The 23,322-nt window shown below is 73.0% G+C and carries 22 protein-coding genes; 7 read left to right on the forward strand and 15 right to left on the reverse strand.

Translation table 11 applies throughout. The annotated features are described in order from the left end of the window. A complete protein-coding gene (locus K2224_RS00430) occupies positions 1–1,425 on the forward strand; it encodes a GH1 family beta-glucosidase (RefSeq protein WP_221904633.1) in 1,425 nt (474 codons plus the stop codon). 490 nt (positions 1,426–1,915) lie between these two features. Here the strand turns inward: K2224_RS00430 and era are convergent, their stop codons facing one another. The 6 genes from era to K2224_RS00460 all read right to left on the reverse strand — a co-directional run bounded on the left by era (position 1,916) and on the right by K2224_RS00460 (position 8,348). Beyond that, on the reverse strand, positions 1,916–2,854 hold the full coding sequence (gene era / locus K2224_RS00435; RefSeq protein WP_026247238.1) for a GTPase Era: 939 nt from the start codon (positions 2,852–2,854) through the stop codon (positions 1,916–1,918). A 112-nt stretch (positions 2,855–2,966) separates the two neighbouring features. After that, on the reverse strand, positions 2,967–3,329 hold the full coding sequence (locus tag K2224_RS00440; RefSeq protein ID WP_221904634.1) for a cytidine deaminase: 363 nt from the start codon (positions 3,327–3,329) through the stop codon (positions 2,967–2,969). A gap of 739 nt (positions 3,330–4,068) precedes the next feature. Next, a complete protein-coding gene (locus tag K2224_RS00445) occupies positions 4,069–5,388 on the reverse strand; it encodes a hemolysin family protein (RefSeq protein WP_221904635.1) in 1,320 nt (439 codons plus the stop codon). 13 nt (positions 5,389–5,401) lie between these two features. Beyond that, entirely contained in the window at positions 5,402–5,899 is a 498-nt protein-coding gene (ybeY, locus tag K2224_RS00450) for an rRNA maturation RNase YbeY (protein WP_221904636.1), read from the reverse strand. Positions 5,900–5,939: 40 nt separating this feature from the next. After that, positions 5,940–6,944 (reverse strand): PhoH family protein, encoded by a 1,005-nt coding sequence (locus tag K2224_RS00455; RefSeq protein ID WP_221904637.1) that lies wholly within the window; start codon positions 6,942–6,944, stop codon positions 5,940–5,942. 210 nt (positions 6,945–7,154) lie between these two features. Further along, positions 7,155–8,348: a carbohydrate kinase family protein gene (locus tag K2224_RS00460; protein ID WP_221904638.1), complete on the reverse strand. Its 1,194-nt coding sequence runs from the start codon at positions 8,346–8,348 to the stop codon at positions 7,155–7,157. Between the two features lie 67 nt (positions 8,349–8,415). Here K2224_RS00460 and K2224_RS00465 point away from each other — a divergent pair, with 67 nt between their 5' ends. Further along, on the forward strand, positions 8,416–9,759 hold the full coding sequence (locus tag K2224_RS00465; RefSeq protein ID WP_221904639.1) for a 6-phospho-beta-glucosidase: 1,344 nt from the start codon (positions 8,416–8,418) through the stop codon (positions 9,757–9,759). A gap of 233 nt (positions 9,760–9,992) precedes the next feature. Here the strand turns inward: K2224_RS00465 and K2224_RS00470 are convergent, their stop codons facing one another. Both K2224_RS00470 and K2224_RS00475 read right to left on the reverse strand, forming a co-directional pair. After that, positions 9,993–10,622, reverse strand: coding sequence for an MBL fold metallo-hydrolase (locus K2224_RS00470; protein ID WP_221904640.1), 630 nt, complete (start codon positions 10,620–10,622; stop codon positions 9,993–9,995). Beyond that, the gene (locus K2224_RS00475) at positions 10,622–11,707 is read right to left on the reverse strand and encodes an S-(hydroxymethyl)mycothiol dehydrogenase (protein WP_221904641.1); all 1,086 of its coding nucleotides are present in this window, start codon (positions 11,705–11,707) and stop codon (positions 10,622–10,624) included. The genes K2224_RS00470 and K2224_RS00475 overlap by 1 nt, the downstream gene beginning before the upstream one ends. Before the next feature lie 377 nt (positions 11,708–12,084). Here K2224_RS00475 and K2224_RS00480 point away from each other — a divergent pair, with 377 nt between their 5' ends. Next, a complete protein-coding gene (locus K2224_RS00480; protein WP_221904642.1) occupies positions 12,085–12,879 on the forward strand; it encodes an HAD family acid phosphatase in 795 nt (264 codons plus the stop codon). Positions 12,880–12,925: 46 nt separating this feature from the next. Here K2224_RS00480 and K2224_RS00485 read toward each other — a convergent pair whose 3' ends face one another. Continuing rightward, on the reverse strand, positions 12,926–13,831 hold the full coding sequence (locus K2224_RS00485; protein ID WP_221904643.1) for a ribonuclease Z: 906 nt from the start codon (positions 13,829–13,831) through the stop codon (positions 12,926–12,928). A 6-nt stretch (positions 13,832–13,837) separates the two neighbouring features. Further along, positions 13,838–14,197 (reverse strand): histidine triad nucleotide-binding protein, encoded by a 360-nt coding sequence (locus K2224_RS00490; RefSeq protein ID WP_221904644.1) that lies wholly within the window; start codon positions 14,195–14,197, stop codon positions 13,838–13,840. Positions 14,198–14,393: 196 nt separating this feature from the next. Here K2224_RS00490 and K2224_RS00495 point away from each other — a divergent pair, with 196 nt between their 5' ends. Next, positions 14,394–14,825, forward strand: a complete 432-nt coding sequence (locus tag K2224_RS00495) for an OsmC family protein (protein WP_221904645.1) — start codon at positions 14,394–14,396, stop codon at positions 14,823–14,825. A 344-nt stretch (positions 14,826–15,169) separates the two neighbouring features. Here the strand turns inward: K2224_RS00495 and K2224_RS00500 are convergent, their stop codons facing one another. The 4 genes from K2224_RS00500 to hrcA form a co-directional block, all read right to left on the reverse strand. After that, positions 15,170–15,913 (reverse strand): 16S rRNA (uracil(1498)-N(3))-methyltransferase, encoded by a 744-nt coding sequence (locus K2224_RS00500; RefSeq protein ID WP_221904646.1) that lies wholly within the window; start codon positions 15,911–15,913, stop codon positions 15,170–15,172. Beyond that, positions 15,910–17,010: a nitronate monooxygenase gene (locus K2224_RS00505; RefSeq protein ID WP_221904647.1), complete on the reverse strand. Its 1,101-nt coding sequence runs from the start codon at positions 17,008–17,010 to the stop codon at positions 15,910–15,912. Before K2224_RS00505 ends, K2224_RS00500 begins: the two co-directional genes overlap by 4 nt. Positions 17,011–17,218: 208 nt before the next feature. Further along, the gene (dnaJ, locus tag K2224_RS00510; protein ID WP_221904648.1) at positions 17,219–18,355 is read right to left on the reverse strand and encodes a molecular chaperone DnaJ; all 1,137 of its coding nucleotides are present in this window, start codon (positions 18,353–18,355) and stop codon (positions 17,219–17,221) included. After that, positions 18,356–19,372: a heat-inducible transcriptional repressor HrcA gene (gene hrcA, locus K2224_RS00515; RefSeq protein ID WP_221904649.1), complete on the reverse strand. Its 1,017-nt coding sequence runs from the start codon at positions 19,370–19,372 to the stop codon at positions 18,356–18,358. A 322-nt stretch (positions 19,373–19,694) separates the two neighbouring features. On the opposite strand from hrcA, the gene K2224_RS00520 reads away from it, so the two are divergent. The 3 genes from K2224_RS00520 (at position 19,695) to K2224_RS00530 (ending at position 21,826) form a co-directional block, all read left to right on the forward strand. Then, positions 19,695–20,429 (forward strand): MBL fold metallo-hydrolase, encoded by a 735-nt coding sequence (locus K2224_RS00520; RefSeq protein WP_221904650.1) that lies wholly within the window; start codon positions 19,695–19,697, stop codon positions 20,427–20,429. 168 nt (positions 20,430–20,597) lie between these two features. Next, a complete protein-coding gene (locus K2224_RS00525; protein ID WP_221904651.1) occupies positions 20,598–21,443 on the forward strand; it encodes a DUF3097 domain-containing protein in 846 nt (281 codons plus the stop codon). Between the two features lie 107 nt (positions 21,444–21,550). Then, entirely contained in the window at positions 21,551–21,826 is a 276-nt protein-coding gene (locus K2224_RS00530; protein WP_221904652.1) for a DUF1876 domain-containing protein, read from the forward strand. A 193-nt stretch (positions 21,827–22,019) separates the two neighbouring features. On the opposite strand, the gene hemW is transcribed toward K2224_RS00530, so the two are convergent. Continuing rightward, positions 22,020–23,252, reverse strand: a complete 1,233-nt coding sequence (hemW, locus tag K2224_RS00535) for a radical SAM family heme chaperone HemW (RefSeq protein ID WP_221904653.1) — start codon at positions 23,250–23,252, stop codon at positions 22,020–22,022. Positions 23,253–23,322 lie beyond the last annotated feature (70 nt).

Here is a 23,322-nt window from a genome sequence, read left to right on the forward strand (position 1 = left end):
ATGACACCGGAGCCCGGATCCGCGCCCGCAGCCGCCGCGTCCACGCCGTCGTCCGGCCGGCCCGCGCCCCTCCCCCGCTTCCCCCGCGACTTCCTCTGGGGCGTCGCCACCTCCGCGGCCCAGATCGAAGGGGCGGTGGACGAAGACGGACGGGGCCCCTCCGCCTGGGACGTGTTCGCGGCCGGGGCGGGACGGATCAAGGACGGCTCGAACCCGCGGGTGACGACCGACCACTACCACCGCTACCGCGAGGACGTGGCGCTGCTCCGCGAGCTGGGCGTCGGCGCGTACCGCTTCTCGGTGGCCTGGCCGCGGGTGGTGCCCGAGGGCCACGGCCCGGTCAACGAGGCCGGACTGGACTTCTACGACCGGCTGGTGGACGCGCTGCTGGAGGCCGGGGTCGCGCCGGTGCCGACGCTGTTCCACTGGGACACCCCGCAGCCCCTGGAGGCCGCCGGCGGCTGGCTCGTCCGGGACACCGCCGAGCACTTCGCGGCCTACGCGGACACGGTGGCGGCCCGCCTCGGCGACCGGGTCACCCGCTGGATCACCCTCAACGAACCTGCCGAGCTGACCCTGCTTGGCTACGGCCTGGGCCAGCACGCGCCCGGCCGCCGACTGCTCTTCGACGCCCTGCCCGCCGCCCACCACCAGCTGCTCGGCCACGGCCTGGCCGTCCGGGCACTGCGCGCCCGCGGCGCCACCGCCATCGGGATCGCCAACTCGCACGGCCCGACCTGGCCGGCGTCCGGCTCCCCCGCCGACACGGAGGCCGCCGGCCTCTACGACCTGCTGCTCAACCGGCTCTTCGCGGAGCCGATCCTGCTGGGCCGCTACCCCGACGAGGACCTCGCCGCGCTCCTCCCGGGTCCGGTCGCCGACGACCTGAAGACCATCTCCACGCCGCTGGACTGGTACGGGATCAACTACTACCAACCGACGCGGGTCGGGGCTCCGGACGCCACCGACGGGGCCGCCCCCGCCGACTTCTCCGGCGTCCGGCTGCCGGCCGGCCTGCCGTTCGCGCCCCGGGAGATCGAGGGACGCCCCCGCACCGGCTTCGGCTGGCCGGTGGTCCCCGAGGCCCTCACGGAGCTGCTGCTGACCTTCCACGAGCGGTACGGGGCGAGCCTGCCGCCCGTGATCATCACGGAGAACGGCTGCGCGTACGACGGCATCGAGGACCCCGAACGGATCGCGTTCCTCGACGCGCACCTGCGAGCGCTGCGAGCGGCGATGGACGCCGGCGTCGACGTCCGCGGCTACTTCGTCTGGTCCCTGCTGGACAACTTCGAGTGGGCGGAAGGGTTCCGCCAGCGGTTCGGCTTGGTCCACGTCGATTACGCGACGACGGCCCGTACGCCGAAGGCGTCGTTCCACTGGTTGCGTTCCTTGATCGCCGCGGATCCGCTGCGCGGGGCATAGCCGGTCCGCTGCGCGGGGCGGTTCCGCTGCGCGGGGCCGGTCCGCTGCGCGGGGCTGTTGGGTGCGGTGACGGGCCTGCGGGGGTGGTGTGTCGGACTGCTGCGCTTTACGTCCGACACACCACCCCCTCCGGCCCGTCCCCTCCCGTTGAGGGTCATAAAGACGGTGGGTGGGGGCTGAGCCGGCTGGTCCGCCAACGGTCGCTTGTCGAGGGCTGACGGTCACTCGTTGAGGGACGGTCGCCCATCAGTCCAGAGCCCGCAGGAGCCCAGCAACCGTTGCCCCGTCTATGGGTTTTCATGACCCACAACGGGAGGGGACGGGCCGGAGGGGCAGGGGTGTGCCGGACGTAAAGCGAAGCAGTCCGGCACACCCCTGCCCCGGAGGCCCGTCACCGCACCCAACAGCCCCGCGCAGCGGAACGGCACCGCGCCGCAGGCGCAAAAGGCAAGCGGCGAACCCCGGCGGAAACGCCGGCCACGTGGGAAGCCTAAAAGCCCAGCTTCCTCAGCTGCTTAGGGTCCCGCTGCCAATCCTTGGCCACCTTGACGTGCAGGTCCAGGAAGACCGGCGTGCCCAGCAACGCCTCGATGTGCTTGCGGGACTTCGTGCCGACCTCCTTCAGGCGCTTGCCCTTGGGGCCGATGATGATCCCCTTCTGGCTGGGGCGCTCGATGTAGACGTTGGCGTGGATGTCGAGCAGCGGCTTGTCGGCGGGGCGGTCCTCGCGGGGCAGCATCTCCTCGACGACGACGGCGATGGAGTGCGGCAGCTCGTCGCGGACGCCCTCCAGCGCGGCCTCGCGGATCAGCTCGGCGACCATGACCTGCTCGGGCTCGTCGGTGAGGTCGCCCTCGGGGTAGAGGGCGGGGCCCTCGGGGAGCAGCGGGACGAGGAGGTCGGCGAGCAGCGAGACCTGCTTGTCGCCCACCGCGGAGACCGGGATGATCTCGGCCCACTCGATGCCCAGCTCCTTGCCGAGCTGGTCGATGGCGAGCAGCTGGGTGGCCAGTGCCTTGGAGTCGACCAGGTCGGTCTTGGTGACGATGGCCACCTTGGGGGTCTTCTTGATGTCGGCGAGCTCGCCGGCGATGTAGCGGTCGCCGGGGCCGATCTTCTGGTCGGCGGGCAGGCAGAAGCCGATCACGTCGACCTCGGACCAGGTGGTGCGGACCACGTCGTTGAGCCGCTCGCCGAGCAGGGTGCGGGGCTTGTGCAGGCCCGGGGTGTCGACCAGGACCAGCTGGGCGTCGGGGCGGTGCACGATGCCGCGCACGGTGTGGCGGGTGGTCTGGGGGCGGTTGGAGGTGATCGCCACCTTCGTCCCGACGAGAGCGTTCGTCAGGGTGGACTTGCCCGCGTTGGGACGGCCGACGAAGCAGGCGAAGCCCGCACGGTGCGGTGCGGTGGAGTCTGTACGAACGCTCATGGCGCCCATTCTCCCCGATCCCCGCGGCCGCTCCGACCAATCCGCCGTTTCTGCCGCCGTGGGGCGGGGCGCACGGGGGTGCGGCGCCCCGCCGTGGCGCCCCGCCGTGGCGTCAGGCCGCGGGGCCGGCCGGGACGGTGCCGCGCAGGGTGCCGTCGGGGGCGGCGACCAGGACGGGGGTGTCGGGGCCGCCCAGGTCGCGGACGGCGGCGCGGTCGGCGTCGGCGGCCTGCTCGGCGTCGGTGACCACGGCCGCGGCCTCCAGGGACGTGGCGCCGCTGGCGACGGCCATCGCGACGGCGGTCTGCAGGGCGGTGAGCTTGAGGGAGTCCAGGGCGACGGTGCCGGCGACGTAGGTGCGGCCGGTCTCGTCGCGGACGGCGGCGCCCTCGGGAACGCCGTTACGGGCCCGCGCCGAGCGCGCGAGCGTGATGATCTTGCGGTCTTCGGGGTCCAGCGGTGCGGCTTCGGTCATACGGGCGAGCATATGCGGGGGCCGGGCCGGGGCCCACGGGGGCGGGACACGGGAAACGCACGATGGCTGAAGAGTCCGGTTGCCCCGCTCCCCTGTGCCGGGGCACCCGGCTCTTCAGCCAACGTCGTTTCCGGGTCCGGAACGTGCGGTGCCGCCGCACACTTCGCGCATGCGGGGCCACCGCCCGTTCCGGAGTCCTCGAAGACCACCGGGTCGCCGGTCACCTTCGGTCGGTGGACCGGCACCCCCACCCGGTGCCCGTGTTCGCGATGTCCGCGGCCTGGCCGGACGTCATCGCGAATTCCGTGGAGGGTTTTTCTGGGATTTCCTGAGTTTCTCCGCGCCGCGCTCCGCGCCGTGCGGCGGCCCTTGTCGGTGGTCAGTGCGGCCGTCGGGCGGCGGGGGTCCGCCGTGGCGTTCTGCGCGCCGCGGAATGCCCGCCGCCGGCCCTGCCGCTCGCGGCGGGGGCTTCGCTGTCGCCCGGGCGGTCCGCCCGCAGCGCCGCCGCGACGGTGGAGGCCACCGCCGCATTTCTTTCCCGCATTTCGTTCAGCTTCCCTCTGCCGCACAGAGCCGACGCCCTTTCCGGCGCCGACTCGAAGATCTTTCCACGGAATTGGCAAGGGAATCCAGGGCTGCCGGAAATGGCTTCGAGGATATTTCCGCTGTACTGGAGATCAGGAGTGGAGTGCGGGCGAATGCCCGGAATCGCGGGCGATGCGGGCCGGTGGGACGGCGGTCAGCCGGCGGCGCCGTCACCCTCCGCGTCCGCCGCGCGGACCGGTTCGCAGAGCACCGTGACGATCTTGTTGCGGCGACCGGCCGGCGACTCGGCGACCAGCCGCAGCGCCTTCAGGTCCGGGTCCGAGGCGTCGTCGGAGAGGTCGATCTCGGCGGTCGCGCCGGCGATCGGGACCCTGCCCAGCTGTTTGGCGAGCAGCCCGCCGACCGTCTCCACGTCCTCGTCGTCCAGCTCCGCCAGCCCGTACAGCTCGCCGAGCGCGCCGATGTCCAGCCGGGCGGTGACACGGTAGCGGCCGCCGCCGAGATCCTCCACGGGCGGGAGTTCCCGGTCGTACTCGTCGGTGATCTCGCCGACGATCTCCTCCAGGATGTCCTCGATGGTGACGACGCCGGCGGTGCCACCGTATTCGTCGATGACCACCGCGACGTGGTTGCGGTCCCGCTGCATCTCGCGCAGCAGGTCACCGGCGTTCTTGGTGTCGGGCACGAACACCGCGGGGCGCATCGCCGTGGAGACCAGTTCGCTCTCCGCGTCCCGGCTGATGTGCACCTTGCGGGCGAGGTCCTTGAGGTAGACCACGCCGACGACGTCGTCCTCGTTCTCCCCCGTCACCGGGATCCGGGAGAAGCCGGAGCGCAGCGCGAGGGTCAGGGCCTGCCGGATGGTCTTGAAGCGCTCGACGGAGATCAGGTCGGTGCGCGGCACCATCACCTCGCGGACGAGGGTGTCGCCGAGCTGGAAGACCGAGTGCACCATCCGGCGCTCCTCGTCCTCGATCAGCGACTCCTTCTCAGCCAGGTCCACCAGCGACCGCAGCTCCGCCTCGGAGGCGAACGGGCCCTTGCGGAAGCCCTTGCCGGGGGTGAGGGCGTTGCCGAGCAGGATCAGCAGCTGCGGCACCGGGCCCATCACCCGGGCCAGCGGCAGCAGGACGTACGCCGCCGCGGTGGCGGTGTTGAGCGGGTGCTGGCGGCCGATGGTGCGCGGGGAGACCCCCACGGCGACGTAGGACACCAGCACCATCACCGCGATGGCGACGGTCAGCGCCTGCCAGGTCTCCTCGAAGGACCGCAGGCAGGCGTAGGTGACCAGGGCGCCGGCCGCCATCTCGCAGCCGACCCGCACCAGCAGGGCGACGTTGAGATAGCGGGTGGGGTCGGCGGCGACCGCGGCGAGCTTGGCGCTGCCGCGGCGGCCGGAGCGGACCGCCTCCTCTGCGCGGAAGCTCGTCGTGCGGGTCAGTCCGGCCTCCGCGCAGGCGGCGAGCCAGGCGATCACGACGAGCAGTACCGCGACGGCGATCAGGGTGGTCATCGGGGGCGTCCCGTCAGGTCACGGTCGGGGCCGGCGAGGGACCGGTCATCCCGCGCTCGGCCCGCCAGCCGTCGACGATCGCGGCCTGCAGGCCGAACATCTCGGCCTTCTCGTCCGGCTCCTCGTGGTCGTAGCCGAGCAGGTGCAGTACGCCGTGGACGGTGAGCAGCTGCAGCTCCTCGTCCATGCTGTGCGCCGTGGGGGCCGCCGCGCCCTGCTGTTCGGCGACCTCGGGGCACAGCACGATGTCGCCGAGGAGTCCCTGCGGGGGCTCCTCCTCGTCCTTGGCCGGCGGCCGCAGCTCGTCCATCGGGAAGGACATGACGTCCGTCGGGCCGGGGAGGTCCATCCACTGGATGTGGAGCTGCTCCATGGCCTCGGCGTCCACGACGATGACGGACAGCTCGGAGAGCGGGTGGATCCGCATCCGGCCCAGGGCATAGCGGGCGACGTCCAGGATCGCCTGCTCGTCGATGTCCGTTCCGGACTCGTTGTTGACGTCGATCGACATGGGGAAGGTCAGGTCTCGCTTCTTGGTCGTGCAGCGCGGGCTACTGGCCGTTGCGGCTGTCGTACTTCTCGTAGGCGTCGACGATACGGCCGACGAGCTTGTGCCGGACGACGTCCCTGCTGGTCAGCTCGGCGAAGTGCACGTCGTCGACACCGGTCAGGATGTCCCGGACCTGGCGCAGACCGCTCTTGGTGCCGCCGGGCAGATCGATCTGGGTGACGTCGCCGGTGATGACTATCTTCGAGTCGAAGCCGAGCCGGGTGAGGAACATCTTCATCTGCTCGGGGTTGGTGTTCTGTGCCTCGTCGAGAATGATGAAGGCGTCGTTGAGCGTCCGGCCGCGCATGTACGCCAGCGGCGCGACCTCGATGGTGCCCGCCGCCATCAGCCTGGGGATGGAGTCGGGGTCGAGCATGTCGTGCAGCGCGTCGTAGAGCGGGCGCAGATACGGGTCGATCTTCTCGTAGAGGGTGCCGGGCAGGAAGCCCAGGCGCTCGCCGGCCTCGACCGCGGGCCGGGTCAGGATGATGCGGTTGACCTGCTTGGCCTGGAGGGCCTGGACGGCCTTGGCCATGGCCAGGTAGGTCTTGCCGGTGCCGGCCGGTCCGATCCCGAAGACGATGGTGTGCTTGTCGATGGCGTCGACATAGCGCTTCTGGTTGAGGGTCTTGGGGCGGATGGTGCGGCCGCGGTTGGAGAGGATGTTCTGGGTGAGCACCTCGGCGGGGGTCTCGCCCGCCGCTCCCTCGCCGTTCTCCGCCGCGCGCAGCATGGCGATGGAGCGTTCCACTGCGTCCTCCGTCATCGGTTGTCCGGTGCGGAGCACCAGCATCATCTCGTCGAACAGGCGCTGGACGAGGGCGACTTCGCGAGCGTCGCCGACCGCGCTGATCTCGTTGCCCCGGACGTGGATGTCGGTGGCGGGGAAGGCGTCCTCGATCACACGCAGGAGCGAGTCGCCGGATCCCAGGACCGTCACCATCGGGTGCTTGGCCGGGACCGTGAACTGGGCGCTCGCCTGCGCTCGTGTGGGTGTCTGCGTCATGGGTAGGCCGGGTGGCCTGCTCAACCCCCATCCTTTGCTCATCACAGGTGCGGACCCTTGAGCAGCGGTGCCCGCACTGGCTCCTTGCGCTACCAGAGTACGACGGGGGACTGACAAGCCGGCCGGCTTTTCCGGGGCGGCCGCGGGGGCGCCGCGGGGCCACGGCGGCGCGGGGCGGCCCGGGCCCGCAGGGACGCCCGGCCGGAGCGTTCAGGCCGGGCGGCGGAAGCCGATCGTGGGCACCGCACGGGCCAGCGGCGCGGGCCCGTGCGGCCGCGCGAGGTCCGCCGCCCCCTTGGCCCCCAGGGCCACCCCAGGCTCGGGCAGCACGGCGTCCAGGAAGCCGTACTGGCGGACCAGCCCGGCGGCGGCCTCGGAGGCGCAGGCCCGGACCCGGCGCCACCAGGCGGCGATCTCCGCCCAGCCGGGCGCGGAGAGCGAGCCGCCGAACTCCTGCACGGACAGGGCGGCGCTCAGCCCGGCGAAGGCCAGCCGGTCGGCCAGCGGCCAGTCGGCGAGGGTGCCGGTGACGAAGCCGGCGACGAAGACGTCCCCGGCGCCGGTCGGGTCCAGCGCCTCCACCGCGATGGCCGGCACCTCGGCGCTCTCGCCGGTGCGGCCGTCGACCGCGCAGGCGCCCTCCGAGCCGAGCGTGACGACGGCGAGCGGGACCAGGTCGGCGAGCTTGCGGGCGGCCGCGCGCGGGCAGTCGGTGCGGGTGTAGCGCATCGCCTCCTCGGCGTTGGGCAGGAACGCCTCGCAGTGCTCCAGGTCGGCGAGGTCGGACGGGTCCCAGCGGCCGGTGTCGTCCCAGCCGACGTCGGCGAAGATCCGGCTGCCGCGGCCGGCCGCGCAGCCCAGCCAGCCCTCCCGGCGGCCGGGGACGAGCGAGGCGACGCAGGCCCGGGTCGGCGGCGGGCAGCCGGGCGCGTGCCCGCCGTCGAAGGCGTTCTCCGGTGGCGGTGCCTCGTGGCCGTGCGAGACCATGGTGCGCTCGCCCTCGTAGGCCATCGAGACGGTGACCGGGGAGTGCCAGCCCGGGATCCTGCGCGAGAGCGCCAGGTCGATGCCCTCGCCCTGCTCCAGCGCCTCCCAGCAGTACTCGCCGTACATGTCGTCGCCGAACGCGGCGGCCAGGGAGGTGCGCAGGCCGAGCCGGGCCAGTGCGGTGGCCATGTTGGCGACGCCGCCGGGGCTGGAGCCCATGCCGCGGGCCCAGGATTCGGTGCCGCGGACCGGCGCGGAGTCCAGGCCGGTGAAGACGATGTCGAGGAAGACGGTGCCGGTGAGGTAGACGTCGGTGGGCGGATCGTCCGCGCGGCGCAGCGCGGCCAGCGGATCGAGGCCCGGCGGTGCGGCGACCGGCCCCGCGGGCGGTTGGACATCGCGTCGGCCAGTGTTCACCGCGCTCGCCCCTCTCGTACTCAACTCGTGCCGCAAGTGTGCCTGATGCTGCGGTACGTTCCGCCCCATGAGGCTCTCCATTCTCGGTGGTGGCGGCTTCCGGGTGCCGCTGGTCTACCGCGCGCTCCTGGACGACCCGGCACGCTCCGTCTCCGAGCTGACGCTCTACGACACCGATCCCCGCCGGGTCGCGGTGATCTCCGACGTGCTGTCCCGGCTGGCACGGGGCCGTACCGAACCGGTACCCGTACGAGTGGCGGAAACTCTCGACGCGGCGCTGACCGGAGCCGACTTCGTCTTCTCCGCAATACGGGTCGGCGGTACCGCGGGCCGCGTCCGGGACGAGCGGATCCCGCTGTCGGAGGGCGTGCTGGGCCAGGAGACGGTGGGGGCCGGCGGGGTCCTCTACGGGCTGCGGACGATCCCGGTGGCGCTGCGCGTCGCCGAGCGGGTCGCGGCGCTCTCCCCGGGGGCCTGGGTCATCAACTTCACCAATCCGGCGGGGATGGTGACCGAGGCGATGGCGCAGGTGCTGGGCGACCGGGTCGTCGGGATCTGCGACTCGCCGGTGGGGCTGGTGCGCCGGGCGGCGCGGGCGGCCGGCGCGGACCCGGCCGTCCTGGAGGACCCGGCGCGGTCCGGCTACGACTACGTGGGGCTCAACCACCTGGGCTGGCTGCGGTCGTTGACCCTCGAAGGCACCGACGTGCTGCCGGGCCTCCTGGACGACGTGGCGGCCCTGGGCTCCTTCGAGGAGGGACGGCTCTTCGGCCCGGAGTGGCTCCGCGTCCTCGGCGCCCTCCCCAACGAGTATCTGCACTACTACTACTTCCGCCGGGAGACCCTGCACTCCGTACGGGACACCGCACAGACCCGCGGGGAGTTCCTGGACCGGCAGCAGGGCGGCTTCTTCGAACGGGCCGCGGCGGCGGGCTCCCCGGACGCGGTGTACGACCTGTGGGAGCGCACCCGGCTGGAGCGCGAGGAGACGTACATGGCGCACAGCCGGGAGGCGACCGGCGGCTGGCAGCGGGACAGCCACGACCTGGAGGGCGGCGGCTACGACCGGGTGGCGCTGGCCCTGATGCACGCCATCGCCGGCGACTCCGGCCGCCGGCTGATCCTCAACGTCCGCAACGGGACGACGGTGCCGCAGCTGCCGCCGGACGCCATCGTGGAGACGGTGTGCGAGGTGACCGCAAAGGGGCCCCGGCCGCTGCCCTGCGCGCCGCTGCGCGAGGACCAGTTGGGCCTGATGCTCCAGATCAAGGCGGTCGAACGCGCCACGGTGGCGGCCGCCCTCTTCAAGGACCGCGACGCGGCCCTCCGGGCCCTGGCCCTGCACCCCCTGGTGGACTCCCCCGCGGTGGCCGCCCGCATCCTGCAACGAGCGGCGGCGGAGAGCGCATAGGGGGGCGGGGCCCGGAAGCACCACCTTGTTGCTCCGTCCCCTCCCCCCCCGTGCCTCCGCCCCCCTCGTGTCCCCCTCTGTGCCCCGCTCGCAGGGGAATTCCCACCACCCCCCGGCACGTTGTGGCCCCGCAGGGGGCGCCGCGGCCCCCTACGGGATCTGTTCGCCCGCCCCGTAGGGAAAGCTCCCCCGGGCCGTACGGGCAACGCCCGCCCCCGCGCCGGGGCGTCGCCTCAGTGCCCCCGGGCGATCCACTCCGCCAGGTGAGGGGCCTCCTCGCCGATGGTCGTCGGGTCGCCGTGGCCGGTGCGGACGACGGTCCGCGGCGGCAGGGTCAGCAGCCGGTCGCGGATCGAGTCGACGATCGTCGGGAAGTCGGAGAACGACCGGCCGGTGGCACCGGGACCGCCCTGGAAGAGCGTGTCCCCGGTGAAGACGGTGTTCAGGTCGGGGGCGTACAGGCAGACCGCGCCGGGCGCGTGGCCGGGGGTGTGCAGCACCGTCAGGTCGGTGCCGGCGATGGTCAGCACCTGACCGTCCGACAGGTCCCCGTCGGGGGCGGTGTCCGGGTGGGTCGTCTTCCACAGCGGCAGGTCGTCGGGGTGCAGCAGGATCCGCGCCCCGGTGCGGGCGGCGAGTGCCGGGGCCGCGTCGATGTGGTCGTTGTGCGCGTGGGTGCAGATGATCGCGCGCAGGGTGCGCCCGTCGAGGGCCCGGAGGATGGCGTCGGCGTCGTGGGCGGCGTCGATGACCACGGCCTCCGAACCGTCGCCGACGATCCACACGTTGTTGTCGACGTCCCAGGTGCCGCCGTCCAGCGAGAACGTCCCCGAGGTGACGAGGTGGTCGATGCGGGCGGTCATCACAGCATCACCACCGAACGCAGCACGTCGCCGGCGTGCATCCGGTCGAAGGCCCGCTCCACCCCGTCGATGCCGATGGTCTCGGTGACGAACGCGCCGAGGTCGATCCGGCCCTGCTGGTGGAGGTCGATCAGCATCGGGAAGTCCCGGGACGGCAGGCAGTCGCCGTACCAGGAGGACTTCAGGGCGCCGCCGCGGCCGAAGACGTCCAGGAGGGGGAGTTCCAGGGTCATCTCCGGGGTGGGCACGCCCACCAGGACGACGGTGCCGGCCAGGTCGCGGGCGTAGAACGCCTGGCGGTAGGTCTCCGGGTGGCCGACCGCCTCGATGACGACGTCCGCGCCGAATCCGCCGGTCAGCTCGCGGACGGCGTCGACGGGGTCGGTGGTGCGGGAGTTGACGGTGTGGGTGGCCCCCATGGCGCGGGCCTGCTCCAGCTTCCGGTCGTCGATGTCGACGGCGATGATCCTGGCCGCGCCGGCCAGCCGGGCGCCGACCACCGCCGCGTCGCCGACGCCGCCGCAGCCGATGACCGCGACCGAGTCGCCGCGGCCGACCCCGCCGGTGTTGATCGCGGCGCCGATGCCGGCCATCACCCCGCAGCCCAGCAGCCCCGCGACGGCCGGGGAGACGCCCGGGTCGACCTTGGTGCACTGGCCGGCGGCGACCAGCGTCTTGTCGGCGAACGCCCCGATGCCCAGCGCCGGGCTCAGCTCCGTGCCGTCCTTGAGCGTCATCTTCTGCCGGGCGTTGTGGGTGTCGAAGCAGTACTGGGGCCGGCCGCGCAGGCACGCCCGGCAGGAGCCGCACACCGCGCGCCAGTTGAGGACGACGAAGTCCCCGGGTGCGACGTCGGTGACGCCCTCGCCGACCGACTCCACCACCCCGGCCGCCTCATGGCCGAGCAGGAACGGGAAGTCGTCGTTGACAGCACCCTGTTTGTAGTGCAGGTCGGTGTGGCACACCCCGCACGCCTGCACCTTCACCACGGCCTCGCCGGGCCCGGGATCGGGCACCAGGATCGTCTCCAGCCGGACCGCTTCGTTCTTCCCCGGCGCCACGACGCCGCGCACTTCCTGTGCCATCGGTACCGCCCCTCTCGAAGATCACGTAAGGGACCACTGTGGCGCACCGCCACCCGGTCGTGCCACACCGTACGGGGACGAAACGGCCACGCGCAGGACCGCGGCCGTGGCCGCCCGGGTCACCGGCGGTACGTCGCGGGGGCGGCGCGGAAGACGGGCGCGCCAGGCATCCGTCTCCCCATGCGGACACCGTCCATGGAGCGGGACGAGGGCCGGAGGGCACCCCCATGCACCGCCACGCGCCGTACAGACCGGCCGAGTTGGCAACAACATCACGCCACACTTTACCAATCCTTTATTCTTCGCGCGTAGATGGCCGCGTGCCACCTCTGTTACACCTACCCGGGACCACCCCCATGCTTACTAAGGAGCCGCGCATGCCCCGTCCCGCCCTCTCCCGCCGTGTCCGCCTGGGCGGTGCGGTGGCCGCCGCCCTCGTCGCCGGCACCGTGGTGTTCGGCGCCGGCCAGGCCACCGCCGAACACTCCGTGCCGCGCACCGACAAGGAGATCCCCAACCTCACCCAGGTCGAGGACAAGATCAAGGCGTACTACGGCGACACGGTGACGGCCGACGGCGAGCACTACGCCTCCCCCACCAGCAACTACGCCCGCCAGGTCCGCGGCATAGAGGCCAGGGCGCGCGCCTACCTGGCCGGCGCGCTCGCCAAGAAGGGCACCGGGAAGGCCAGGCCGGCCATCGTCCTGGACATGGACGACACCACCCTGCTGACCTACAACTACGAGCTCAAGGTCGGCTTCAACTTCACCCCCAAGTCCCAGGACGAGTACCTGGAGCACACCGACATGGCCGCGGTCTTCGGCATGAACGACCTGGTGAACTGGGCCCACAAGAAGGGCGCCGAGGTCTTCTTCCTCACCGGCCGCAAGGAGGCGCAGCGCGACTGGAGCGTGCGCAACCTCAAGAACGTCGGCTACGACGTCCCGCTCGACCGCGCCCACGTCTACCTGCGCGACAAGGAGCACCCGCCCGCCTACCTGCCGTGCGGCGCGACCTGCTCGACGATCGGCTTCAAGTCCGGCACCCGCCGGCACATCGAGTCCCTCGGCTACCGCGTCGTCGCCAACTTCGGCGACCAGTACAGCGACCTGGCGGGCGGCGCCGCGGCGCGCACCTTCAAGCTGCCGAACCCGATGTACTACCTGCCGTAGGCGGCGGTCCCGGCGCCCTCCTCGGGGCGCCGGGGCCACGCGGGGATCAGCGCCTCTTGGGGAGCGGTACCCGCAGCAGGTCCTTGGCGATGGTGAGTTCGCCGCTGAAGCCCGCCGCGCGCGCCTGCCGCTCGAAGTCCTCGGGGTCGGCGTAGCGCTGCGAGAAGTGCGTGAGCACCAGGTGGCGCACGCCGGCGTCGGCGGCCACCCGGGCCGCCTGCCCGGCCGACAAGTGCCCGTGTTCCTCGGCGAGTTGCACGTCCTCGTCGAGGAAGGTGGACTCGATCACCAGCATGTCCACGCCCTCGGCGAGCGCGTACACGCCGTCGCACAGCCGGGTGTCCATGACGAAGGCGAAGCTCTGTCCGGGCCGCACCTCGCTGACCTCGTCGAGGGTGACGCCGTTCAGCTCGCCGGTCCGCTGCAGCCGGCCGACGTCCGGTCCGGCGATGCCGTGGGCGGCCAGCCGTTCGGGCAGCATCCGCCGGCCGTCCGGCTCGGTGAGGCGGTAGCCGTACGACTCGACCGGGTGCGACAGCCTGCGCGCCGTCAGGACGTAGCCCTTGGCGCGGTCCAGTTCGCCGTCGGCGGAGACCGGCCGCTGGGCGATCCGGACCGTCTCGCGGTAGGCAGTGGCGTACCGCAGCCGCTCGAAGAACCGCTCGCCGCTGGCCGGATAGTGCGCGGTGACCGGATGCGGCACCCGGTCGAGGTTGATCCGCTGGATCACCCCGGCCAGGCCGAGCGAGTGGTCGCCGTGGAAGTGGGTGACGCAGATCCGGTTGATGTCGTGGGCGGCGACCCCGGCCCGCAGCATCTGGCGCTGGGTGCCCTCACCGGGGTCGAAGAGCAGCCCCTGGCCGTCCCACCGCAACAGGTAGCCGTTGTGGTTGCGGTGCCGGGTGGGGACCTGGCTGGCGGTCCCGAGGACGACCAGTTCGCGTACCGACATGGCTCGTTATCCGGGGGGCCACTGGAGGCCGCGGCCGCCGAGGACGTGCAGATGGGCGTGGAAGACGGTCTGGCCGGCGCCGGCACCGGTGTTGAAGACGACCCGGTAGCCGGTCTCCTCGATCTCCTCCGCCGCCGCGACCTCGCGGGACTCGCACAGTATGTCGGCGATCACCTTGGGCTCGGCGGCGGCGAGCTCCGCCGCGTTCGGGTAGTGGGCCTTGGGGATCACCAGGACGTGCGTCGGCGCCTGGGGGTTGATGTCGCGGAACGCGACGGTGGTCTCGGTCTCGCGGACGATCGTCGCCGGTACCTCACCCGCCACGATCTTGCAGAACAGGCACTCGGCCTGCGGTTCTCCCGCCACCGGTGGACTCCTCCCGGGTCGCGCGGCATGCGCCGTACGCACCGTGCGTACGCCCTCCGGATGCTAGCCGATCACTCCGGCGGGTCCCCGGGGCGGCCCGTGGGCGACCCCGTGGCCGGTCGCCCGGATCACGGCCCGCCAGACCCTAAGCTGATCTCTCAGACCGCATTGGCCCCACAAACGGGAGTTATGCACCATGGCAACCACGCGCACCGCCACGACCCACTGGGAGGGCAACCTCCTTCAGGGCAAGGGCACCGTCGCCCTGGAGTCCTCCAAGATCGGCACCTACGACGTGAACTGGCCCGCCCGCGCGGAGCAGCCCGGCGGCGTCACCAGCCCCGAGGAGCTGATCGCGGCGGCCCACTCCTCCTGCTACTCGATGGCCTTCTCGCACGGCCTGGCCGGCAAGGGGCACACCGTCGAGGCGCTGGACACCCGGGCCGACGTCACCTTCCAGCCCGGCGAGGGCATCACCGGCATCGTGCTGACCGTCAAGGCCCGGGTACCCGGCCTCTCCGAGGCGGACTTCCAGGCCGCGGCCGAGGACGCCAAGAAGAACTGCCCGGTCAGCCAGGCCCTGGCCGGCGTCAAGAACATCACGCTCCAGGCCGAACTGCTCTCCTGACGGAACACCGGGGCACAACGGGTGGGCCCGCCCCCTCAGGCCGACGGACCAACGCACGCCCCCGAACCGGGCGTTGACCACCAGAGGACCACTGAGCTCAGCCCCCACTCACCGTCTTTCCCACCCAACCCACGGGAGGGGACGGGCCGGAGGGGGTGGTGTGTCGGACGTAAAGCGCAGCAGTCCGGCACACCACCCCCGCAGGCCCGGCACCGCACCCGACAGCCCCGCGCAGCGGACCGGCGCCGCCAGGCGCAAAAGGCGAAGCCCTACGGCGGGAAAGCCGACAACGTGGGAGGCCGGCCAAGCGCAGCGGAACGGCCGACGACGTGAAGCCCCCGGGCCTAACTCCACCGCCCCGTACGCCCCAACAACAACGCCGTCGCCGCGGTCCCCGCCGTGGACGTCCGCAGTACGGAGGCGCCCAGCCGGTACGGCCTGGCACCCGCCTCGGCGAAGAGCGTCAGCTCCTCCGGCGAGACGCCGCCCTCGGGTCCGACGACCAGCACGATCGAGCCCTCGGTGGGGAGTTCGGCGGTGGCGAGCGGGGTGCTGCCCTCCTCGTGGAGGACGGCGGCGAAGTCGGCGTCGGCCAGCAGCGCGGCGACCTGCTTGGTCGTCAGCGGGTCGGCGACGCGGGGGAAGGTCAGCCGGCGGGACTGCTTGCCCGCCTCGCGGGCGGTGGCGCGCCACTTGGCCAGCGACTTGGCGGCCCGCTCACCCTTCCACTGGGTGACGCAGCGGGCCGCGGACCACGGCACGATGGCGTCCACGCCGGTCTCCGTCATGGTCTCCACGGCCAGTTCGCCGCGGTCGCCCTTGGGCAGTGCCTGTACGACGGTGAGGGTGGGCGTCGGCGGCTCCTCGGTCCGCAGACCGGTGACGGCGACGGACAGCCGGTCCTTGCCCTCGACGGCGGCGACGGTGCCCTCGGCGCCGGTCCCGGCGCCGTCCGTCAGCACGACCTCCTCACCGACCCGCAGCCGGCGTACCGACACGGCGTGCCGGCCCTCGGGGCCGTCCAGGGTCAGCGTGCCCCCGGCCCGTACTCCGGTGAGCGATTCGACGAGGAAGACGGGGGCGGTCATGCCGCACCGCCGGTGGTGTGGCGGGGGCCGCCCTGGCCGAACGAAGCACGGGCGGCGTCGAGTTCGGCCACCAGCACCTCCACCAGCTGCCCGGCCGGCAGCTCGCGCGCCAGCCGGTGCCCTTGGCCCGCCCAGAGGCTCAGCCCCTGGGCGTCGCCGGCCTTGGCGGCGGCCTTCCGGACCGGGGAGGTGAGGTAGTGCACGGCGGGATAGGCGGCCGGGGCGTACGGGCCGTGCTCCCGCAGGAAACGGTTCACCAGGCCGCGGGCCGGCCGCCCGGAGAACGCCCGAGTCAACTCGGTATGGGTGAAGAGGGGGTTGGTCAGCGCCTGCTTGTGCAGCGGGTCGGCGCCGGACTCGGGGGTGGCCAGGAACGCGGTGCCCAGCTGCGCCATCGAGGCCCCGGCGGCCAGTACCGCGGCGATCTGCGCACCGCGCATCAGCCCGCCGGCGGCGATCACCGGAATCTGCACCGTCTCCCGGACCTGGGCGAGCAGCGCCAGCAACCCCAGTCCGGCGCCGGTCCCGTCGGCGTGCGGATCGTCCCGGTGGGTGCCCTGGTGGCCGCCCGCCTCCACGCCCTGCACACACACCGCGTCGGCTCCGGCCCACTGGGCGGCCTGTGCCTCGGCGGCGGTGGTGACGGTGACGACGGTGTACGTGCCGACCTTGGCGAACGCGTCGAGGGCCGCCCGCGAGGGGCAGCCGAAGGTGAAGGAGACCACCGGCACCGGATCGTCGCGGAGGATCGCGAGTTTGGCCTCGTAGCCGTCGTCGGTGGGGCCGTTGACGTCACCGAGCTCGGTCTCGTACCAGGCGGTCTCGCCGGCGAGTTGCTCACGGTAGACCTCGACGGCGGAGGTGTCGGTCAGCTCGGGCTGCGGCATGAAGAGGTTGACGCCGAAGGGCCGGCCGGTCATCCCGCGCAGCCGTTTGATCTCCTGGTACATGCCGTCGGCGGTTTTGTAGCCGGCGGCCAGGAAGCCGAAGCCACCGGCCTCGCAGACGGCCGCGGCCAGCTCGGGTCCGGAGCCGCCGCCCGCCATCGGGGCCTGCACGACGGGGTGGCGGCAGAAATCGGTGAGCGCGGTGGGCATGCCCACATCGTGTCACGTCCGGCGCCCCGGCCCGAACGAGGGAGGCGGCCCGGGGCCGTGCCGACGGCGGCTGCCGCCGCGGGCCCCGGACCCCCGGCCGGGCGCCTACCGCCCGTTGAACGCATCCTTCAGCCGCGAGAACAACCCCTGCTGCCCCGGCTGACCGTGCCTGCCCGGGGGACAACCCCCGGAACCCCCGGCCGGGCGCCTACCGCCCGTTGAACGCATCCTTCAGCCGCGAGAACAACCCCTGCTGCCCCGGCTGGAACTGGCCCTGCGGGCGCTCCTCGCCGCGCAGCTTGGCGAGGCGGCGCAGGAGTTCCTCCTGCTCGGGGTCGAGCTTGCCGGGGGTCTGCACCTCGACGTGGACGATGAGGTCGCCCCGGCCGTTGCCGCGCAGATGGGTCACGCCGCGGCCGTGCAGCGGGATCGACTGGCCGGACTGGGTGCCGGGCCGGACGTCGATCTCCTCCACCCCGTCCAGCGTCTCCAGCGGGCACTTGGTGCCCAGCGCCGCCGCGGTCATCGGGATGGTGACCGTGCAGTGCAGATCGTCGCCGCGGCGCTGGAACACCGGATGGGGCAGCTCGTGGATCTCGACGTAGAGATCGCCGGCGGGACCGCCGCCCGGGCCCACCTCGCCCTCGCCGGCCAGCTGGATCCGGGTGCCGTTGTCGACACCGGCCGGGATCTTGACGGTGAGGGTGCGGCGGGAGCGGACCCGGCCGTCGCCGGCGCACTCGGGGCACGGCGTCGGGACGACCGTGCCGAAGCCCTGGCACTGGGGACAGGGCCGGGAGGTCATGACCTGGCCCAGGAAGGAGCGGGTGACCTGCGAGACCTCGCCGCGGCCGCGGCACATGTCACAGGTCTGCGCCGAGGTGCCCGGCGCCGCGCCCTCGCCGCTGCAGGTGGTGCAGACGACGGCGGTGTCGACCTGGATGTCCTTGGTCGTGCCGAACGCGGCCTCGCTGAGCTCGACGTCCAGACGGATCATGGCGTCCTGGCCGCGGCGGGTGCGCGAGCGCGGGCCGCGCTGCGAGGCTGTGCCGAAGAAGGCGTCCATGATGTCGGAGAAGTTCCCGAAGCCGGCACCGAAGCCGCCCGCGCCACCGGCGCCGCCGGCCTGCGAGAGCGGGTCGCCGCCGAGGTCGTAGACCTGCTTCTTCTGCGGGTCCGACAGCACCTCGTAGGCGGCGTTGATCTCCTTGAACCGCTCCTGGGTCTTGGGATCCGGGTTCACGTCCGGGTGCAGCTCGCGCGCCAGCCGGCGGAACGCCTTCTTGATCTGGTCCTGCGAGGCGTCACGGCTGATGCCGAGGACCGAGTAGTAATCCGTGGCCACTTACGACTCCGCGAGGATTTGTCCGACGTAACGTGCCACTGCGCGTACCGCTCCCATCGTTCCGGGGTAGTCCATGCGGGTCGGTCCGACCACGCCCATTTTCGCGACGGCCTCGTCGCCCGAACCGTATCCGACGGTGACGACCGAGGTGGACGTCAGGCCCTCGTGAGCATTCTCATGCCCGATCCGTACGGTCATGCCCGAGTCCTTGGCCTCCCCGAGCAGCTTGAGCATCACCACATGCTCCTCGAGGGCTTCCAGCACCGGCCGGATGGTCAAGGGGAAATCATGCCCGAAGCGCGTCAGATTGGCGGTGCCGCCGATCATGAGCCGCTCTTCGGTCTCCTCCACCAGAGTCTCCAGCAGTACCGACAGTACTGTCGAGACGGTGGCCCGGTCGTCCTGTTCGAAGGATTCCGGGAGATCCTGCACCAGCTGCGGGACATCCGTGAAACGGCGGCCGACGATCCGGCTGTTGAGCCGGGCGCGCAGGTCCGCCAGGGACGTCTCGCCGAACGGCGTCTGGCAGTCGACGAGCCGCTGCTCGACGCGGCCGGTGTCGGTGATCAGCACCAGCATCAGCCGGGCCGGGGCCAGGGCCAGCAGCTCGACGTGCCGCACCGTGGACCGCGTCAGGGACGGGTACTGCACCACCGCCACCTGGCGGGTCAGCTGCGCCAGCAGGCGCACCGTGCGGCCCACCACGTCGTCCAGGTCGACGGCACCGTCGAGGAAGTTCTGGATCGCGCGGCGCTCGGGGACGGACAGCGGCTTGACGCCGGCGAGCTTGTCGACGAAGAGGCGGTAGCCCTTGTCGGTGGGGATCCGGCCGGCGCTGGTGTGCGGCTGGGCGATGTAGCCCTCGTCCTCCAGGGCCGCCATGTCGTTGCGGACGGTGGCCGGGGAGACGCCGAGCCGGTGCCGCTCGGTGAGCGCCTTGGAACCGACCGGCTCCTCCGTCCCGACGTAGTCCTGGACGATGGCGCGCAGCACTTCGAGCCTGCGTTCACTGAGCATCTCGCCACCTCCAGTCGGCCGTCCCGCCGTGTCGTCTCGTTACTCCTGGCACTCACATGGGCCGAGTGCCAGACCCTGGGCCAGTGTACGGCCGGGTAGCGCGGATGCGGCAAGGGCGGGCGTACTCAGGACTTACCCACCCCCGTGGAATCCGACCCGCGGGCCGCCCCCGGGAAGGCCCGGAGCGGACCCCGGGGAACCCCCGGTCAGGCGCCGCCGCGGCCCCCTAAGGGTCCCGGTCGGTGCCCGTTGCGGGGCCGGCACCGGACCGGCTTCCGCGGTGTGCCCGGCAACGCTATCGCGGGGGCGCTAGCGTCTCGGTATGCGCACCACATGGGAAGAGGCGGGCTGGGAGCGGCTCGGCGAGGGGGTGGTCCGGCGCCGGATGCCGGGCTGGGACGAGACGATCGGTGTGGTCGCCGGTTCGGACGGCGTGTTGATCGTCGACACCGGCGCGACGCTGGGTGCCGGGGCGGAGCTGCGCCGGACGGTGCGCGCGGTGCTCGGCCGCGGTGTGACGCATGTCGCGCTCACCCACCCGCACTTCGACCACGTCCTGGGCACCGCGGCGTTCGCCGGGGTGGAGGTGTTCGGCGCGGCCGGGCTGGGCGAGCTGCTGCGGCGCGACAAGGAGGCGCTGCGGGCCGACGCGGTCCGGCACGGCGTGGACCCGGATGCCGCGGCGGAGGCCGCGGACCTGCTGGTCGTCCCGCGTCACGAGGTGCACGGGCGGCTGGCCGTCGGCCTCGGGGACCGGGAGGTGCTGCTGGCCGACGTGGGGCCCGGTCACACCGGGCACGACCTGGCCGTCCTGGTGCCGGGCCGGGCCGGTGAACGGGGGATCGTCTTCTGCGGCGACCTGGTCGAGGAGTCCGGCGAGCCGCAGGCGGGCCCGGACGCGGTGCCCGGTCGGTGGCCCGCCGCGCTGGACCGGCTGCTGGCGCTGGGCGGCGAGGACGCGGTGTACGTGCCGGGCCACGGCGCCGTGGTCGACGCCCGCTTCGTCCGCGCCCAGCGCGACGCCCTGGCCGTCCGCTTCGGGGCGAACTCCTCCTGAAGCGGCTCCCGTTGGGCCGTCGAGTCGCCGGCCCAACGGGCCCCGCCCCTTCGGCCCGTCCCTCGTCCCCCGTCTCCCGGCCCACCGGCCGACGTTTCACCGCCCCGTCGTTTCACCGCCCCGCGCCCCGCCGCCCCTCCGTCCCGCCGGAACAGGAAGCAGACCCGCATGCACAGCAGGCACTACAACGCCGACCTCACTCCCCCCTGGAAGAAGCCCCGGCCGGTGCCCGAGGTACCGGCCGACCCCGGGCTGGTCGTCGAGGAGGTGGGGACGGGCTACTGCGGCGCGGTGCTGCGGTGCGAGAAGACCGCCGAGGGCCCGACGGTCACCCTGGAGGACCGCTTCGGCAAGCAGCGGGTGTTCCCGATGGTGCCGCGCGGCTTCCTCCTGGAGGGCCGGACCGTGACCCTCGTCCGTCCGCGGAGCGGCCCGGCACCGAGCGGTCCGGCGCGCACCGCGTCCGGCTCGATCGCGGTCCCCGGGGCGCGCGCCCGGGTCGCCCGGGCCGGCCGCATCTATGTGGAGGGGCGGCACGACGCGGAGCTGGTGGAGCGCGTCTGGGGCGACGACCTGCGGATCGAGGGCGTCGTCGTGGAGTACCTGGAGGGCGTCGACGACCTCCCGGCGATCGTCGACGCCTTCGACCCCGGACCGGACGCCCGCCTCGGCGTCCTGGTGGACCACCTCGTCCCCGGCTCCAAGGAGTCCCGGATCGCGGCCGCGGTGACCGGGAAGCACGCGCTGGTCGTCGGCCACCCGTACATCGACGTCTGGCAGGCGGTGAAGCCGTCCTCGTTGGGCATCGAGGCGTGGCCGGAGGTGCCCCGGGGCCAGGACTGGAAGACGGGGGTGTGCCGGGCGCTGGGCTGGCCGGAGAACACCGGTGCGGCCTGGCAGCGGATCCTGTCCCGGGTGCGGTCCTACAAGGACCTGGAGCCGGCTCTGCTGGGGCGGGTGGAGGAGCTGATCGACTTCGTGACGGCGCCGGCGGGGGCGGACGACGGGGGCTGAGGTCCGGCGCGGTGGTCCTGGGCGGCGGCGTGCGCGGGCGGTGCACGCCGTGCGCCGCCTCGGCGGTGAGCGCACTCTGGTAGCAGCGATTCCGGAGGTGACCCGCCATGTTGAAGACCGCTGTCGGATGGCATGTCGAGCTGGAATTCGAGGAGGACACCCACCGCACCCGGGCCGCCGCGCTGGTACGACTGCCGGACGGGACCGAGGTGCGGGCCCACGGCTATGCCAGCCGCCACCCCGCCGACGGGAACCAGCCCCGGGTCGGCGAGGAGGTCGCGGGGGCCAGAGCCCTCAACGACCTGGCGATGCAGCTGCTGACGAAGGCCCACGACGAGATCGACACCGCCTCGGGGCGGACGTCGCGGCCGCTGATCCACTGAACTCCGCTGCCCTGTGGGCCGGTTGAGGCGCCGGCCCGACGACGGCCGCCGCTCCGCGCCCCAGGGGTGCCGCACGGCCAGACGGTGCCCCGGTGGGGCGGTCCGTCCACCACGTCCACCAGGTCACGGCAGGGCGGTCGGCCCATCGGGGCACGGGCGGAAAGGTCGGTCCACCGGAGCGCGGACGGAGCGGTCAGTCCACCAGGTCGCGCACCACCGCGTCCGCGAGCAGTCGGCCGCGGAGGGTCAGCACGGCCCGGCCCGCCTCGTAGGGGCCGGGCTGCAGCAGGCCGTCGGCCACCGCGCGGGCGGCGGCGCGGGCCCCGGCGGGCGCGAGCAGGGACAGCGGGCAGCCGGCGGCGAGGCGGAGCTCCAGGAGGATCCGCTCGACGCGGCGGTCCTCACCGGAGAGGAGTTCGCGGCCGGCGCCCGGGGAGCGCCCCTCGGCGAGGGCCTGGGCGTAGGCGGCGGGGTGCTTGACGTTCCACCAGCGGACGCCGCCGACGTGGCTGTGCGCGCCGGGGCCGGCGCCCCACCAGTCGGCGCCGGTCCAGTACAGCTCGTTGTGACGGCAGCGGCCGGCCTCAGTGGTGGCCCAGTTGGAGACCTCGTACCAGGAGAAGCCGGCGGCGGTCAGGCGCTCCTCGGCGATCAGATAGCGGTCGGCGTGCACGTCGTCATCGGTCATCGGGACCTCGCCGCGGCGGATCCGGCGGGCCAGCTGGGTGCCCTCCTCGACGATCAGGGCGTAGGCGGAGATGTGGTCCGGGCCGGCGGCGGTGGCGGCGTCCAGGGAGGCCCGCCAGTCGTCGTCGGACTCGCCGGGGGTGCCGTAGATCAGATCGAGGTTGACGTGCGCGAAGCCGGCCGCGCGGGCCTCGGCGACGCAGGCTTCGGGGCGGCCCGGGGTGTGCGTGCGGTCGAGGATCTTCAGGACGTGCTGCCGGGCGCTCTGCATGCCGAAGGAGACGCGGTTGAAGCCGGCCTCGCGCAGCTCGGCGAGGTAGCGCGGGCCGACCGACTCCGGGTTGGCCTCAGTGGTGATCTCGGCGTCGGGCGCCAGGCCGAACTCGTCGCGCACCGCGGCCAGCATCCGGCCGAGGTCGGCGGCGGGCAGCAGGGTCGGGGTGCCACCGCCGACGAAGACCGTCTCGACCGGGCGGGGGTCGTCGCCCAGGACCTTGCGGGCCAGCCGGATCTCGTCGACGAGGGTGTCGGCGTAGGTCTCGCGGGAGGCCAGGGCGCCGCCGGGGCCGCGCAGCTCGCCGGCGGTGTAGGTGTTGAAGTCGCAGTAGCCGCAGCGGGTGGCGCAGTACGGCACGTGCAGATAGAAGCCGAGGGGGCGCTCGGCGGCGCCGGTCAGCGCATGGCGGGGCAGCGCCCCGTCCTCGGGCATCGGCTCACCATCTGGCAGTGCGGAAGGCATGGGGTCCATTGTCCGTCATGGCGCGGGGTGGACGGGCGCCCGCCCGAGGTGCCTGGGGAACGGCGGTGCG

The sequence above is a fragment of the Streptomyces sp. BHT-5-2 genome (genome assembly GCF_019774615.1).
Lineage (GTDB): Bacteria > Actinomycetota > Actinomycetes > Streptomycetales > Streptomycetaceae > Streptomyces.

Bases quoted from the DNA above. Each gene is read 5' to 3' on its own strand.
- K2224_RS00440 (WP_221904634.1), bottom strand. From the start codon at position 3,329: ATGACCGAAGCCGCACCGCTGGACCCCGAAGACCGCAAGATCATCACG.
- K2224_RS00470 (WP_221904640.1), bottom strand. From the start codon at position 10,622: ATGACCGCCCGCATCGACCACCTCGTCACCTCGGGGACGTTCTCGCTG.
- K2224_RS00485 (WP_221904643.1), bottom strand. From the start codon at position 13,831: ATGTCGGTACGCGAACTGGTCGTCCTCGGGACCGCCAGCCAGGTCCCC.
- K2224_RS00530 (WP_221904652.1), top strand. From the start codon at position 21,551: ATGTTGAAGACCGCTGTCGGATGGCATGTCGAGCTGGAATTCGAGGAG.
- K2224_RS00445 (WP_221904635.1), bottom strand. From the start codon at position 5,388: ATGACCACCCTGATCGCCGTCGCGGTACTGCTCGTCGTGATCGCCTGG.
- K2224_RS00455 (WP_221904637.1), bottom strand. From the start codon at position 6,944: ATGACGCAGACACCCACACGAGCGCAGGCGAGCGCCCAGTTCACGGTC.
- K2224_RS00500 (WP_221904646.1), bottom strand. From the start codon at position 15,913: ATGACCGCCCCCGTCTTCCTCGTCGAATCGCTCACCGGAGTACGGGCC.
- K2224_RS00475 (WP_221904641.1), bottom strand. From the start codon at position 11,707: ATGGCACAGGAAGTGCGCGGCGTCGTGGCGCCGGGGAAGAACGAAGCG.
- hrcA (WP_221904649.1), bottom strand. From the start codon at position 19,372: ATGCTCAGTGAACGCAGGCTCGAAGTGCTGCGCGCCATCGTCCAGGAC.
- K2224_RS00465 (WP_221904639.1), top strand. From the start codon at position 8,416: ATGAGGCTCTCCATTCTCGGTGGTGGCGGCTTCCGGGTGCCGCTGGTC.
- ybeY (WP_221904636.1), bottom strand. From the start codon at position 5,899: ATGTCGATCGACGTCAACAACGAGTCCGGAACGGACATCGACGAGCAG.
- K2224_RS00495 (WP_221904645.1), top strand. From the start codon at position 14,394: ATGGCAACCACGCGCACCGCCACGACCCACTGGGAGGGCAACCTCCTT.
- K2224_RS00520 (WP_221904650.1), top strand. From the start codon at position 19,695: ATGCGCACCACATGGGAAGAGGCGGGCTGGGAGCGGCTCGGCGAGGGG.
- hemW (WP_221904653.1), bottom strand. From the start codon at position 23,252: ATGCCTTCCGCACTGCCAGATGGTGAGCCGATGCCCGAGGACGGGGCG.
- K2224_RS00525 (WP_221904651.1), top strand. From the start codon at position 20,598: ATGCACAGCAGGCACTACAACGCCGACCTCACTCCCCCCTGGAAGAAG.
- K2224_RS00505 (WP_221904647.1), bottom strand. From the start codon at position 17,010: ATGCCCACCGCGCTCACCGATTTCTGCCGCCACCCCGTCGTGCAGGCC.
- era (WP_026247238.1), bottom strand. From the start codon at position 2,854: ATGAGCGTTCGTACAGACTCCACCGCACCGCACCGTGCGGGCTTCGCC.
- K2224_RS00480 (WP_221904642.1), top strand. From the start codon at position 12,085: ATGCCCCGTCCCGCCCTCTCCCGCCGTGTCCGCCTGGGCGGTGCGGTG.
- K2224_RS00430 (WP_221904633.1), top strand. From the start codon at position 1: ATGACACCGGAGCCCGGATCCGCGCCCGCAGCCGCCGCGTCCACGCCG.